The organism is Apibacter raozihei, assembly GCF_004014855.1.
Lineage (GTDB): Bacteria > Bacteroidota > Bacteroidia > Flavobacteriales > Weeksellaceae > Apibacter > Apibacter raozihei.
Genome location: NZ_CP034930.1, coordinates 2,833,254 through 2,847,470, shown reverse-complemented (window position 1 = coordinate 2,847,470; position 14,217 = coordinate 2,833,254). Strand labels below are relative to the sequence as shown.

The 14,217-nt window shown below is 34.3% G+C and carries 11 protein-coding genes and 1 riboswitch; of the genes, 2 read left to right on the top strand and 9 right to left on the bottom strand.

Annotation, left to right across the window (positions count from 1 at the left end; genetic code table 11):
- Window positions 1-416: 416 nt before the first annotated feature.
- The gene (gene msrA, locus EOV51_RS12605) at window positions 417-917 is read left to right on the top strand and encodes a peptide-methionine (S)-S-oxide reductase MsrA (protein ID WP_128152885.1); all 501 of its coding nucleotides are present in this window, start codon (window positions 417-419) and stop codon (window positions 915-917) included.
- Between the two features lie 59 nt (window positions 918-976).
- Here the strand turns inward: msrA and EOV51_RS12600 are convergent, their stop codons facing one another.
- From EOV51_RS12600 to leuS, 4 genes are all read right to left on the bottom strand, one after another.
- Window positions 977-2,158, bottom strand: coding sequence for a homoserine dehydrogenase (locus tag EOV51_RS12600; RefSeq protein ID WP_128152884.1), 1,182 nt, complete (start codon window positions 2,156-2,158; stop codon window positions 977-979).
- A gap of 3 nt (window positions 2,159-2,161) precedes the next feature.
- Window positions 2,162-3,346, bottom strand: a complete 1,185-nt coding sequence (locus EOV51_RS12595) for a trans-sulfuration enzyme family protein (RefSeq protein WP_128152883.1) — start codon at window positions 3,344-3,346, stop codon at window positions 2,162-2,164.
- 152 nt (window positions 3,347-3,498) lie between these two features.
- Window positions 3,499-3,600, bottom strand: a riboswitch (SAM riboswitch).
- A gap of 108 nt (window positions 3,601-3,708) precedes the next feature.
- The gene (locus EOV51_RS12590) at window positions 3,709-5,067 is read right to left on the bottom strand and encodes a WG repeat-containing protein (protein WP_128152882.1); all 1,359 of its coding nucleotides are present in this window, start codon (window positions 5,065-5,067) and stop codon (window positions 3,709-3,711) included.
- Window positions 5,068-5,410: 343 nt separating this feature from the next.
- Window positions 5,411-8,266, bottom strand: a complete 2,856-nt coding sequence (gene leuS, locus EOV51_RS12585; RefSeq protein ID WP_128153352.1) for a leucine--tRNA ligase — start codon at window positions 8,264-8,266, stop codon at window positions 5,411-5,413.
- Window positions 8,267-9,256: 990 nt separating this feature from the next.
- Here leuS and EOV51_RS12580 point away from each other — a divergent pair.
- Window positions 9,257-9,898, top strand: a complete 642-nt coding sequence (locus tag EOV51_RS12580; RefSeq protein ID WP_128152881.1) for a hypothetical protein — start codon at window positions 9,257-9,259, stop codon at window positions 9,896-9,898.
- Here the strand turns inward: EOV51_RS12580 and EOV51_RS12575 are convergent.
- From EOV51_RS12575 to EOV51_RS12555, 5 genes are read right to left on the bottom strand one after another with little or no spacing between them, the layout of a single operon-like run.
- Complete coding sequence (locus tag EOV51_RS12575; RefSeq protein WP_128152880.1) at window positions 9,882-10,154, bottom strand: hypothetical protein; 273 nt, start codon at window positions 10,152-10,154, stop codon at window positions 9,882-9,884. The genes EOV51_RS12580 and EOV51_RS12575 overlap by 17 nt on opposite strands.
- Before the next feature lie 12 nt (window positions 10,155-10,166).
- The gene (locus tag EOV51_RS12570) at window positions 10,167-10,910 is read right to left on the bottom strand and encodes a hypothetical protein (protein WP_128152879.1); all 744 of its coding nucleotides are present in this window, start codon (window positions 10,908-10,910) and stop codon (window positions 10,167-10,169) included.
- 46 nt (window positions 10,911-10,956) lie between these two features.
- The gene (locus EOV51_RS12565; RefSeq protein WP_128152878.1) at window positions 10,957-11,724 is read right to left on the bottom strand and encodes a hypothetical protein; all 768 of its coding nucleotides are present in this window, start codon (window positions 11,722-11,724) and stop codon (window positions 10,957-10,959) included.
- 56 nt (window positions 11,725-11,780) lie between these two features.
- Window positions 11,781-12,533 carry a hypothetical protein gene (locus EOV51_RS12560; RefSeq protein WP_128152877.1) on the bottom strand — a complete coding sequence of 251 codons (753 nt, stop codon included), beginning with the start codon at window positions 12,531-12,533 and terminating at the stop codon, window positions 11,781-11,783.
- The gene (locus EOV51_RS12555; protein WP_128152876.1) at window positions 12,530-14,215 is read right to left on the bottom strand and encodes a hypothetical protein; all 1,686 of its coding nucleotides are present in this window, start codon (window positions 14,213-14,215) and stop codon (window positions 12,530-12,532) included. Before EOV51_RS12555 ends, EOV51_RS12560 begins: the two co-directional genes overlap by 4 nt.
- Window positions 14,216-14,217: the final 2 nt, after the last annotated feature.

Sequence of the window (14,217 nt, the reverse complement as noted above, 5' to 3'; positions counted from 1 at the left end):
AAGGATAGACGGAGCTACTGTAGGAAAAACTCAAATGGAAACCAGCTATATAGAATGAAAGAAAGTAAAAAAAAAATTTACCATTAGGGTAAGCAAAAAAGCCAATCCCAGGGTTGGCTTTTGCTTTTTCAACTGTTCATCTTATCTAAGAGTCCCAGTTCGTCCTCGGGAATAAGGATTTTACTAAGGGTTAAGATATTGTATAAGTCCAGCGGTTTGTGCCAAAGCGTAAAGCTTCTGCATTCCGTTTTTGCCAGTAAAGCTGTTATGATATTTTCAGGCAACTTTGTATAAGAATAAGCTAAATAAATTGATAAAAACACGAGGTAAGCTATATAAAAGTAACTTTCTGGAGAGATTATAAAAACATTTTACAATTAAATTCGTAATTTTACAATAATTAAACGCTGAAAAGAATGGAAAACAATACAAATATAAAAAAAGCCTATTTTGCTTCGGGCTGTTTTTGGGGTACCGAATATTACTTTATGAAAGCTAAAGGTGTAGTACATACTACTGTCGGATTTATGGGAGGTCATGTAGATCATCCTACCTACGAACAGGTATGTCAAAAAGATACCGGGCATCTGGAAACAACGGAAGTGGAATACAATACAGAAGAAACCAGTTATGAAGATTTGGTGAAATTATTTTTTGAAACTCACGACTTTACCCAGACGGATGGGCAGGGTCCGGATATAGGACCTCAGTACCTTTCCTGTATTTTTTATTCTGATGAAGGAGAAAAGAACATAGCTTTACGGTATATGGAGATATTGCAGTCTAAAGGATACAAAGTCGCCACTATGCTAAAACCGGCCTATATCTTCTGGAAGGCAGAAGACTATCATCAGCAGTACTACGAACACAAAGGTTCAACACCTTATTGTCACGCTTACAAGCAGATTTTCGATTAATACAAAAAGGCTTTATTTTACAAATAAAGCCTTTTCTTTTTGTAAAACAACAAATTTATTTAACACGAAAAGATAACGTTAATATCTTTATTTTTAATCCATGATGAATTTGCCAGTTTATCCAAGCTGATTCTACCGATAAAGTAATTACCATTAGGGCTGATATATTTCTCCTCTATGGAAATAAAGTCATCAAAAGCTGGAAACTCATCCGAGTAACGTACATACACCTTATACTCGCCATGATTCACCAGTTTCAGGTTTTTATCAACATGTGAGTATTTTTTATTTTCATATTTATAATCATAAGTTAAAGCGGAAATATCCGATAATACAGCGCTACCGGTCGGTTTATCACCCGCACCTTTACCTATCATCAGTTGGTTTTCCGAAAAAGCACTTTCCAGCACCACACCGTTGTATTCATATTTCACATGAGCCAGCGGATCTTCCTTTTCAATAAAAGTAGGAGCACAGAAACCGGTAATTTCATTTCCGTTTTTATTGCACTTTGCTATCAGTTTAATTGCAAAATTACGTTGCTGGGCAAACCTTAAATCAAAATCGTTAATACGGGAAATACCGAAATTAAAAATATCCTCAGGACGCGTAATCAAGCCAAAAGCATGGAAAAGAATAATGCAAAGTTTGTATTTAGGATCGATACCTTCCACATCCAGAGTCGGATCTGTTTCGGCAAACCCTTTTTCCTGAGCTTCTTTCAAAACGATGGGGTACGAGATATTCTCATCAATCATTTTGGTCAGGATAAAATTGGTAGAACCGTTAAAAATGCCCGAAACCGAAGTAAGCAAATCGTTATCGTAGTATTCTTCTAAATTACGGATGATGGGAATACTGGCACATACCGAGGCTTCATAAAGGAAAGATACCTGGTATTTTTTTTCCAGGTCAAGCAATTCCGGAAGACGTTCGGCAATCATTTTTTTATTAGCGGAAACTACCGATTTTCCGTTTTTCATTGCTTCAGAAACGATTTCAAATGCAGCATCCGCATCATCAATAAGTTCCACAATTACATTGATTTCCGGATCTTTTAAAAGTTCATCCTTGTCGGTAGTAAAATATTTTTTGTCAATCGGGCGGGGTTTATCTGCATGTTTAATACAAATCTTTTTAATATTGGCTTCCACACTTCCGGCTTCTTCCAACACCTTATATAAACCGGTTCCAACACATCCGAAACCGAAAATTCCCAGTTTAAGTTTATTTTTAGTCATGTTTTATTTTTCTTGATTTTCTAATGTTTCCTTGCTACAACATATAGTTTCAGCATTTAATGCCTGTTCCAGATCAGCAATCAAATCATCCGCATTTTCAATTCCAACGGAAAGGCGGATGAGTGAATCCTGTATTCCGGTTTCTCTGCGTATTTCGGCAGGAGTGGATTTATGAGTCATAGTAGCCGGATGACTAACCAGACTTCTGACATCTCCCAGGTTTTCTGCCAGCAGGAAGATTTGGGTCTGGGTAAGAACACGGGTGGCGGCTTCCAGAGTATCCTCTTTAAGGCTAAAGGAAACCATTCCTCCGAAAGCTTTTTGCTGTTTAGCTGCAATTTCGTGATTTTTATGAGATTTTAATCCCGGATAGTATATTTTATCCACTTTTGGGTGGTTAGCCAGATATTCCGCTACTTTTTGAGCATTTGCAGAATGTTTTTCCAGTCGTAAGGACAAAGTCTGGATACCCCGTAAGGTTAACCAGCTGTCAAATGGTGATAAAACCCCCCCAGACGTATTTTGAATATATTTAAGCTCTTCGGCCAGTTCCGGAGTATTTACCACTACAAATCCCGAAAGTACATCTCCATGGCCGGACAGGTATTTGGTTCCGCTGTGTACTACAATATCTGCTCCCAGTTCAATCGGGCGTTGTAAAGCCGGAGACAGGAAAGTATTGTCAACGATCAGCAGGGCACCCACACTTTTAGCTATTTTGGCTATTTCTTCAATATCGGAAATTTTAAGTGTAGGATTGGTCGGTGTTTCCAGCCATATGAATCGGGTTTTTGAAGAAACGGCTTCCGCTACATTCTTAGCATCGGTTGTATCTATAAATTTGGAAGTAACACCAAAACGATTATACACGGTGGTTAAGATACGATACGTACCGCCATACACATCATTTACGGCAATTACTTCATCCCCCTGGTTCAATAATTTTAATACGCAGTCCGTGGCTGCAAGACCCGAAGAAAATGCAAAACCGGCCAGTCCGCCCTCCAGTTCGGCTATTGCTGATTCTACCACCTTACGGGTTGGATTGGCAGTTCTTGAATAGGCAAATCCCTTATGCACTTCCGGGGCTTCCTGCGCATAGGATGAAGTTTGATAAATAGGAGTAGAAATGGCTCCGGTTAATTCATCCGGTTTTGAAATGTGTACGATTTTTGTTTCTAATTTCATGACTTTGTTGTTTTACAATTAATAAATGGACATTCATTAATCACTACAAAACAACTTATTCAAGATTTCCATGGCTCGGAAAAAGATATAAAAAAACTTCTTCCGATAGGTCGAAAGAAGCTTATATATTTTTTCTGATTAAGCAAGTTTTCGACTTATCTATCCCTGTTACGGGTTGGATGCAGCACCTGACTCTTACTAGAGGGTTGCTAAGGTATCATAGGGCCAATTCCCTCCACCTTTCTTGATAAGTAATTTTATTAATGATCTTTAATAACACAAAGATATAATAAAATAATCTAATAAAACAAATATTGAATGTAAAAAATTAATAAAATTATAAATTATTGATTATTAAATGGTTACATATAGTCCAATTCTGTCAGACTAACTATCAGGTATAGAGCCGCATTAATTATTACCCAAAGAAAGGCACCAATACCCACTAGAACACTTTCAAATACTTCACCGATATTTACCCGGTTTCTCTTGGATTTTTGGGTTGAAGATTGATAAGTTCTATCCATCAGTTCCTCAAACAATTTATCTTTATCAGATAGTTTAGTTTCCAGTATCTGTTCGCCCTGAAAATTCACCAGACACCATTTGTTTTTGAGATTCTGAACCAGAAAATTTTGAGTGAGCTCATTGTATTCAATGGATTTATATTCAGGAGTAATTTCCTTTCCTTCGGAATTTAACAAAAAATATTTTTTATTTCTGGTAGCAATAAATACCTGTTGCGGAGTTTTGGTTATATAATCATAACGAAAGGCAGTCAAAGGAGTTTGATTCGCATCGGTAATTCCATATTTCATATTTTGTTGAGCGATGGACAGGGCATCAAAAGCTAGAGAGTCAGAATTTTGTTTTTTTGATGAAGAATCCAAAGTGACAAAAAATAGTTCCGCATCATTCTTTACTCTGATAAACCTGGGAGATAATAAGTCTACTTGTTTATATTGCACAGGTATCACTTCTTTTCCTTCCCGATCTATAATGCCCCATTTCCCTTTTCGTAAAACTTTAAAAAGATGTGAGGTTAAAATTTGTACGTCTTCCCATTCCACCGATACAATAATTTCGCCGGTGTATACATTAATAATTCCGGTATATTCATTTGTGACTTTAGCCTTGTAAGTATCTTCTCCTTTAGAAGATTTCAAATAGGTGATATACTTGTAAATTACGGGAATGGTTTCTTTTCCTTCGATGGAAAGTGTACCTGTTTTCCCGTTATTATAAACACTGTAGTACTGGGGATTAACGGATAAAATTTTTTCATAGTTTTTAATTTCTATATCCTGTCCGTTTTTTATAAAAACAGTGACCGCCGTTGAATTTTTATACGGTTTCCCTATAATCAAAATTTTAGGATCCGAATCTACATTTGATGGAATATTAATATGAGCAAAAGAATAGGAAGAGGAAATAAGCTCTCCCCGGGTATCATAAATGGTCCATTTTTTTTCTTTCATCGTGGCAAAGCCATCCTCATGAATGGGTTCAATTTTATCAAATAGAAAAGGAATAATGATCTGTTGTTTCTTTTCATCAATAACACCGTATTTGCCTTTTTGTTTTTTAATACTAAGACCAGTAGAGTGGGTACGTTTTTTTTCCTTTTTTTCCTTTTTTTCCTTGTCCTTTTCATAAAGGTCCAATGAGAAAGAATAAGAAGAGAAGAATAAAAAAAATAAAATAAAGCAGCAGTTTTTCATAATTTAAAAGATTATTTCTAATTCAAACATAAACGAAGTATACTCAAATATAGTATAAAATAAATATAAATTATGGCTGATCGGTTTTTTATTTTTTATTTTCCGGCTCAAAAATTAAAAAGATTTTTTGTTTTACAATGGTACCCCTGAGCTTAGGAAGCTCTGTAAGAAATACAGGATAAAACCAGGTAAAAGAAAAAATGCAGATAAGAGTATTCTTAAGCGTTATGCTCTGTGATACAAAGTTTAGTGTCAAATAAGGAAACGGGGTTTCTGCTATAAAAAGCAAGCCTCTCTAAGAGTTTAGAGAGGCTTGTGTAGTATAAAGAATACCTTAGGAATACTAAAGTACAATGTTCACAATACGTTTAGGAACAACAATAATTTTTTTAGGATTTTTTCCATCCAGATAACCGGCGGTTTTTTCATGATTCATCACGGCAGTTTCAATTTCCTGAGAGGATGCTGTGGCCGGCATCTCAATTTTAAACCGTACTTTTCCGTTAAAGCTTACCGGATATTCAAAACTGTCCGAAACCAGATGTGAGGCAACAAATTCAGGGAATGAAACATATTCAATACTTTCGGAGTGTCCCAGTTTTTCCCATAATTCCTCAGCTATATGCGGTGCATACGGAGATATGAGAACAGCCAGAGGTTCCAGAATTTTCCTTGTATCGGTTTTCAGTTTACTTAGTTCATTGGTGGCAATCATAAAGGAACTCACCGAAGTATTGAATGAAAAACTCTCAATATCTTCTGCCACCTTTTTGATTAGTTGATGAAGAACCCTTAATTCCTCTTTGCTAGGCTCTGAATCCGAAGCTGAAAAAGCTTCATTTTCCCCGGAATGATACAATCTCCAGAATTTTTTCAGAAAACCATGAACACCTACCAGCCCCTGAGTATTCCAGGGTTTTGCCTGTTCCAGCGGGCCTAAAAACATTTCATACATCCTCAGGGTATCAGCTCCGTATTCTTCACATACATCGTCAGGATTAATTACATTGTACCATCTTTTAGACATTTTATCGATTTGTCTGCCAGCGATATATTTACCGCTTTCAAGAATAAACTGAGCATCTTTAAATTCATCCCGCCATTCTCTTAGCTTTTCAATGTCTACCTCATCAGTGGCTCCTTTAAGTAATTTTACGTCTATATGTATAGGAGTAACTTCCTGAGTTTCTTCTAGCAGATTGCAGGAAATATAATTTTGTGTACCGTTAATTCTGTACACATAGGCACTCTGTCCCAAAATCATTCCCTGGTTAATTAATTTCTGGAAAGGTTCTTCGCTCTTTACATAGCCGTAATCTTTTAAGAATTTATTCCAGAAACGGGAGTATAGCAAATGCCCGGTGGCATGTTCGCTTCCTCCGATATATAAATCCACATTTTCCCAGTATTCGATCTGGCTGTCATCCGCCAGACGGGAAGCGTTGTTCGGATCCGTGTATCGTAAATAATACCAGGAACTTCCTGCCCATCCCGGCATAGTGTTTAAATCCAGTGGAAATACCGTGGTATGGTTAATGTTATCTATACTCACCACCTTTTCATTTTCCGCATCCCAGGCCCAAACCTGTGCCCTTCCCAACGGAGGATCGCCGTCTTCTGTAGGCAGGTATTTTTCAACCTCAGGAAGTACCAGCGGCAATGCAGATTCCGGAAGAGTATAAGGGGTAGAGTTTTTATAATATACCGGAATAGGTTCTCCCCAGTATCTTTGACGTGAAAATACAGCATCTCGCAAGCGGTAATTTATGGTTCCGTGTCCGATACCCATCTGTTCCACCATTCCAATCATTTTAATCTGGGCTTCTTTTACCGAAAGACCGTTAATTGCATCGGAATTAATGACTTTTCCTTCTTTGGAGGTAAAAGCTTCTTCCTGTATGTTTTCAGACCCTTCAATTACTTCTTTGATGGAAATGCCAAAATGCTTCGCAAAGCGATGGTCTCTTTCATCGTGTGCCGGAACAGCCATAATTGCACCGGTACCATAACCCATTAAAACATAATCTGCAATATATACCGGTATATTTTCTTTAGTTAGCGGATGCACGGCATAGGCACCCGTAAATTGTCCGGAAACCGTTTTGGCATCCGCCATACGTTCTCTTTCCGAACGTTTGGTGCTGTCTTCTTTATATTGGTTGACTGCCTCAACATATTCCCCGGTGGTAAGCTGGTTCACCAAAGGATGTTCGGGAGCCAGTACCATAAACGTACAGCCGTACAGGGTATCGGGGCGGGTAGTGAAAACTTTGATCTGCTCGTCCGAGTTTTGTACCGAAAAAAGTATTTCAGCTCCCTGGGACTTACCAATCCAGTTTCTCTGGCTTTCTTTTATCGCATCGCTCCATTGAAGGGTGTCCAGACCGGTTAGCAGACGTTCCGCATAAGCCGTAATCCGCATAGACCATTGCATCATTTTTTTCTGATATACCGGATATCCGCCACGTTCGGACACTCCATTTATCACTTCATCATTGGCCAGAACGGTTCCCAGTGCAGGACACCAGTTTACAGTAGTTTCCGCACGGTAAGCCAGACGGTAGTTTAAAAGTATTTCCTGTTTCTGATCTTCTGAATATCCGTTCCATTCTTCTGCCGTAAAAGGTTCTTTCTGGCTGGTACAGGCATTAACTTTCAGAGAACCGTTTTCAGAGAAATTATCAATCAGTTCTTGTATGGGGCGTGCCTGATGAAGTGCCTGGTCGTAATACGAATGAAAAAGCTGAATGAAAATCCATTGGGTCCAACGGTAATATTCTTTATCCGAAGTTCTTACCTCACGGCTCCAGTCAAAAGAAAAACCCAGTTTTTTAAGCTGGTTATTGTAACCGGCAATCTGGTTGTTTTTATTATCGATTCCACCATTAATGTTTACTTCGGTTGTTATTGCCGGATGCTGGCCGGTTTGAATGGCATACTGCTCGGCAGGTAAGCCGAAACTATCGTATCCCATAGGGTGAAGGACATTAAATCCCTGGTGGCGTTTGTATCTTGAGTATATATCTGAGGCAATATAGCCCAGAGGATGTCCCACATGCAGTCCGGCTCCCGATGGATAAGGGAACATGTCCAGTACATAATATTTCGGTTGTGAAGTATTATCTGACGTGGCAAACGTTTGTTGCTCCGCCCATTTTTTCTGCCATTTTTTTTCGATGTCTTGAAAGTTATACTGCATGATTATTTCAGGGAATTTAATATTTTCTAATTTTTGCAAATGTAAGAATTTATTGGATCATTTAAGAATACCCGCCGGAAGTAATTGGGTATTTTTTCTCAAGCAGAGCTTTCTAATAAAGAAGGTTTTATATGGTAAAGTATAAGGTATTGAATATAATTTTTACTCCTCGGTCAATAATTTTATTAATCTAAAGCGATATAAACTTTCGGGTAATCCTGTTTTGGTCCGTAAACTCACCAATGCGCTTTTTACGGCTGACAAGAAAATCAGAGCTATGGTTTATCTCCTTTTAAGGGGATGATTGAATTGTTTCATCAGATTTAGGTGATAGTAAACATAAGATACGTAGCTGATTAAAAAAGTAAGTTACAGACCCAATATTGAACGTTATTTTTTTTCTTTAGGGCGTACGAGATATAAACCTCCGGAATGAGGAAACATATTTAAGTCATCACATAAATATATACATATATATCCTTTTTTGTATATTTATTCGTTTCCAAAAAACTCAATTTCCTTTCCCCGATCACTATTAAATTTAAAATGAATTTTCTCCTTAGACATTTGCAATTCTGCATAGAGGGTAATATAACGTAAGTGCAAGGTTTTTATGATATCCTGCCTGGCTTCTTCGCTTCTGTTTTATATTCTTTCAATACTTCTTGTTTTTCATTTTTCAGAAATTTAACTATGAAATTTATTTTCAATAATTTTTAATGTTTTTTAGCTTCTATAAATATAAAATTAATATATTTGTCCTTTATTGTTATAGGTTTTGTTATAAATTAAATAGTGATAGGTATAATAATAATACTTTTTACTTTTTAATACATTTAATCAATGTTAAATAAATTGAAACTTATTTTGCTGAGTATACTGAATTAAGTATTTAAGCTAAAAGTAGTATAGGAATTTTAATAAAATTATTCGTATAACACATTAAATAAAAAATTACGAAATATATTAATAACTAAACAGTAATTCAAAATGAAATTTTTAAATAAAATAATAAGTTTACTAATCATTTTATTCAATGTCTTTTTATTAGCTCAAAAAAATAGTGATATAGATACTTTACATTATAACGTTGTGATAAATAAAAATGAATCTAAAAATTTTAAAACAGGTACGAATATTAAAAATTACATAGCTTCAGACAAAAATATATATAAATCCGGTGATACAATTATTCTAGGAGAAGCTACTGGAGAAGGACAAAGTGCATTTAGTAAAAAAAGAAATTTTCAATATATATTTTATGGCAAACCTACTGCTGTATTATTTAAAGGCATAAGATATGTAGATGAAAAATATAAAGGTTATAAGGCTACTATTGAACAAATTAAATTTAATAAAGGTAGCATGGGGCAGGAAAATTATATATTTTTTTATATAAAACCATTGCCGGGTACTAACTTTTTATTATTAGATAATTATATTACTGTTACAATGGTAGATAATGCAATTTTAAGTGGTGAAATTATTCCCTTAAACAAAACACGTCCTTTAACTTATGATGAAGCAATAGAGATATTAAAAAACAAAAAAATGGAGTTAGAATTAGAATTAATAACACAAGAAGAGTTTAACAGAATAAAAGAAAATCTTAAGCCTATAATAAATAAATAAAATACAAAGTATTTAATTTATCATATACCACTAAGGGCATTCGATTGATTTCCTCTGCATGAAAAGATCTAGGATCAGGTGGATAACGTTCTCCAAATAGGGTTATTAATTCCAAATTTTCAGAAAAAATAGTACTAATTTCATATTCTTTACTTTGGATTCCCTGATCTATAAATGGATAACTAGAATACTCTTCCGGTGTTGTTTTACAACTTGTTAAAAACAAAATAAGTACTACTAAAATAGAGTTTCTCATAAGTCTAAGCTTTTATTTTTTTTCTTTAGGCCGAATTAAATATAATCCTCCGGAATGAGGTATTTGACTTGATATGCTATATATATACATATATATATAGCCCTTTTTATATAGTTCTTCATTACCAAAGAATTCTATATTTTTGTCTAAATTACTATTGAATTTAAAATGAATGTTCTCTTTAGGCATATGCAATTCTGAATATATGGTCTTATAGCGTAAGGATCGGGTTTTTATAATATCCTGCTTTATTTCTTCACTACTATTTTTATATTTCTCTAAGACTTTCTTTTTTTCTTTTTCAGAAATTTCACTATGATTTTCTTCATTTAAAACCGTATAATATTTTTCTGCATATGGAAATTTAAAATTGACAAATTTATTCTCTTTGTTTGCATAAGAATTACAAACAGAGACTATATCTTCATTATTTAAGGTATCGATTTTGTAATTTGGTATATTATACCTTAAATTATAGAATATTTTATTTATATTTCTAAAATATAAATTATTCTTTTTATCATATAATATCAAAGGCATTTTATTAATTTCGTCAGCATGTGCTTCACTAATATCAGCAGGATAACGATGCCCAAATATTGTAATTAATTTTCCTCCTTCTATAAAAATTGAATCAATTTGATACTTATCACTTTGAATCCCTTGATCTATAAATGGGTATTTAGAGTAATCTTCCGGTGTTGTTTTACAACTGGTTAAAAACAAAATAAGTACTACTAAAATATAGTTTTTCATCAGTCTAAGCAACCTCTTATCTATTTGATAGATAGTAAACACTTTTTTATTTTTTTTCCTTAAGGCGTACGAGATACAAACCTCTTGAGTGAGGAAACATATTTAAGTTATTATATATATATATAAATATATATCCTTTTTTATATAATTCTTCATTACCAAAGAGTTTTACATTTTTATCTAAATCACTATTAAATTTAAAATAAATTTTTTCCAGAGGCATTTGCAGCTCTGCATATGTAGTGTTATAGCGTGAGGAGGAATTTTCTATTATCATTTCTTTAAAAGTATCACTTTCATTTTTATATTTATTTAAAAGCTGATTTCTTTTTTCTTCGGAAATTTCACTATGATATTCCTCATTTAAAACTTTATAATATTTTTCAGCCTCTGGATATTTAAAATTTACTAAATCAGAGCTTTTCTTATAATTTTCTTTAAAGATTTTATTATAAACTTTAATGCTGTCTTCATTTTTTATCGTATCTGTTTTATTAGATAAAAAATCATATTTCATAAAATAAACTTTACTATTTTTACGATCATGTATAATATAGAAAATTCTATTTTTTTTATTGTAATATAGTAAAGGCATATCCCAGGTTTTCTTTTCTAATACAGGAGACAACATTCCACGGGTTAAACTATAGCCTAGCATATTTTTTAATTCATATTTTTCTGGTACTAAGGTTACCATTTCATACTTTTCACTTTGAATCCCATCATCTATAAATGAATAAACGGAATAATCTTTGTTGGTAGTTTTGCAACTGGTTAAAAATAAAATAAGTATTACTAAAATAGAGTTTTTCATAAGTTTAGACTTTCCTTGTTTATAACTATATATACTAGAATATTATAAACACTTTTTTATTTTTTTTCTTTAGGCCTAATTACATACAATCCTCCGGAATGAGGAAACATATTTAAATTATCGTATATATATATATATATATAGCCCATTTTGTACAACTCTTCATTACCAAAGAATATTATTTTATCATTAGAAGTACTAAATTTAAAATGTATCTTCTCATTAGGCATTTGCAATTCTACATAGAGAGTATTATACCGTATAGAAAAAGTTTTTATAATATCTTGTTTGGTTTCTTCACTGCTATTTTTATATTCTTCAAATATTCTTTTTTTCTTTTCCTCCGAAATTTCACTATGATATTCTCTATTTACTACCTTATAGTATTTTTTTGCTTCAGAAAATTTAAAGTTTGTTAGATCAGATTTTTTTTTGTCATATAATTCTCGGATAGTATCGCCATTGTAAGAAATAGTGTCAATTTTATTTTTTTCAAAATTGTACTTTATAGTAAACGGAGTATATTTATCTTCTTTAGTAGAAAAGAAAAAAATAGTATTCAATTTTTTATCAAAAAGGATAAAAGGAAGAGCTAATGTTTTTTCAATATTTCCAGATAAATTTGAAGAAGAAGGGTACCGATGTCCATACACACTTCTCAATTCATATCCTTGAGGAATAAGTGTATATGTTTCATATTTTTCACTTCGAATCTCTTGATCTATAAATGGATAAGCTGAATAATCTTCCGGAGTAGTTTTACAGCTTATAAAAAGTAAAACAAATAATACTAAAATATAGTTTCTCATAAGTCTAAATTTTTATCATCAATAAAAATACAGTAAATAAAATAATCATACCTCTTATAATCAATATTTTTTATTTTTCTTATTACTACTCCGTGTAATAAATCTTTATTTCGTAAATTCCATTCAAAATCATTTAACTTTTCAAGAGTGTCAAATTCTTTAGCTAAAAGTTTTTGTAAGGTAGAGGTACTAATTCGTAGAAAACCAAAGCCTAATTCAATGATCTTTTCTTCCGCTAAAGTTTTATTAGGTTTATCCTGCCCTAAAAAGAGTTCCATAGCTTTCATTCCCTCTTCTTTTTTCTTTAAAAAGGTTTTAAACGCTTCTTCCTTAATCAGTTCCTCTAGTTCTTGGGAGTATTGTTCTATCATCAGAGCTACCGGAAGGGAGAGCTGGCCAGCCAGCTGTCCTACCCAGGAAGGGAAAAACCCAAAGAATTTTTTCAGTAAAAAGCTTCCCATTCCTTTATAATCCGGAGTTCCGGAAGCCATGCTTTCCTCCATTCCCTGAAGGTCTATCACATAGCCCATCGTTTCAAATAGTTGGGTACTAAGCTGGGTGGCAGTATGTATGGGATTTTTTTGAGCAAGTACTTCCAGCTGGTTCAGTCCTTTGGTGGTAGCGTAGCGGGTTTCTCCCTGCAGGGTGGGGTGGGCAATACGAAATGCAGTATCGGAAGCCCTTTTTATGCGGTGCACATTTCCGTCTATCATGGTAATGGTTTTATTTTCGTATACGTTTTTCCTTAAGGTGATGCTTCCGTCCGTATACATCAAATATCCCTTTTCCAATTCCCGTATAGCCAGCGTATAGGTTTTCTTTTTCAGATACTCCAATCCTTTCCCCACTTCATTTTTAACTTTTTCTTTTGCCTGGTCTGTTATCTTAGCTTTTATTTTTTCCTGGGCATGTTCTATCTTTTGCTGGGAACTCGTATCTTCATTCAGTAACAATTCCATATAAATAGCATTTCCTTCACTGCTTCGTATTTCGGGAAACTGGTAGTCAATACCCGGTCGGATAAAGTATAAATCTGGAATTTCCGGTAGTTTTACCCTGAGATAATCCGTAAACCTGACCGGCAGGTGGGCAAGTTGGTACACAGGCCCTCCGTTAAAGCTGCTTTTCAGGGTTTTGGGACTATATTCAGCTTTGCAGTAAACTTCAATGTCACCCGGTGTATCATCTTCTTTAACCAATTGAATGGTATATTTATTATAAAGAAATTTTAAGGTGGCATATGCCCTGTTTTCAGATTCTACATAGGCATACTTCTGCGCTCCATCCAGTCTTCGGTCCCAGGCAATACAATCTATACCCAGCCAGCCCAGCTGTGAATCGTAAAAAGAAATTTTCAGCCGGCTGAGGCCTTCATCTTTATCATCGTTTTTATAATCATAGACAGGTATGTTACGGGTTTCAAACTGAAAGTATACCGTATCTCCCAGGTAAGCTTCCCTTATTTTATTATTTCCTTCCTTATCGGAGCTCCACCATCCGCGAATAATATAAATGCCCGCGGCTTTAGGTTCTTCCGGTTCCCCGTAAATCATTTCCCCATCGGTAGTAAGTTCTATGGGCCCGCCGGCGTTAATAGTAAAATTTTCCTGATAATAGGTAAGGGTTCCATAACGTTCTATTATTTTCCCTCCGGCTATTCGTACTATTTTTCCTCCTGCCATAA

What these genes read in the sequence shown, in the direction of transcription:
- EOV51_RS12560 (WP_128152877.1), bottom strand. Translation starts at nt 12,533, where the DNA reads ATGAGAAACTATATTTTAGTATTATTTGTTTTACTTTTTATAAGCTGT.
- leuS (WP_128153352.1), bottom strand. Translation starts at nt 8,266, where the DNA reads ATGCAGTATAACTTTCAAGACATCGAAAAAAAATGGCAGAAAAAATGG.
- EOV51_RS12595 (WP_128152883.1), bottom strand. Translation starts at nt 3,346, where the DNA reads ATGAAATTAGAAACAAAAATCGTACACATTTCAAAACCGGATGAATTA.
- msrA (WP_128152885.1), top strand. Translation starts at nt 417, where the DNA reads ATGGAAAACAATACAAATATAAAAAAAGCCTATTTTGCTTCGGGCTGT.
- EOV51_RS12600 (WP_128152884.1), bottom strand. Translation starts at nt 2,158, where the DNA reads ATGACTAAAAATAAACTTAAACTGGGAATTTTCGGTTTCGGATGTGTT.
- EOV51_RS12565 (WP_128152878.1), bottom strand. Translation starts at nt 11,724, where the DNA reads ATGAAAAACTCTATTTTAGTAATACTTATTTTATTTTTAACCAGTTGC.
- EOV51_RS12590 (WP_128152882.1), bottom strand. Translation starts at nt 5,067, where the DNA reads ATGAAAAACTGCTGCTTTATTTTATTTTTTTTATTCTTCTCTTCTTAT.
- EOV51_RS12570 (WP_128152879.1), bottom strand. Translation starts at nt 10,910, where the DNA reads ATGAAAAACTATATTTTAGTAGTACTTATTTTGTTTTTAACCAGTTGT.
- EOV51_RS12575 (WP_128152880.1), bottom strand. Translation starts at nt 10,154, where the DNA reads ATGAGAAACTCTATTTTAGTAGTACTTATTTTGTTTTTAACAAGTTGT.
- EOV51_RS12555 (WP_128152876.1), bottom strand. Translation starts at nt 14,215, where the DNA reads ATGGCAGGAGGAAAAATAGTACGAATAGCCGGAGGGAAAATAATAGAA.
- EOV51_RS12580 (WP_128152881.1), top strand. Translation starts at nt 9,257, where the DNA reads ATGAAATTTTTAAATAAAATAATAAGTTTACTAATCATTTTATTCAAT.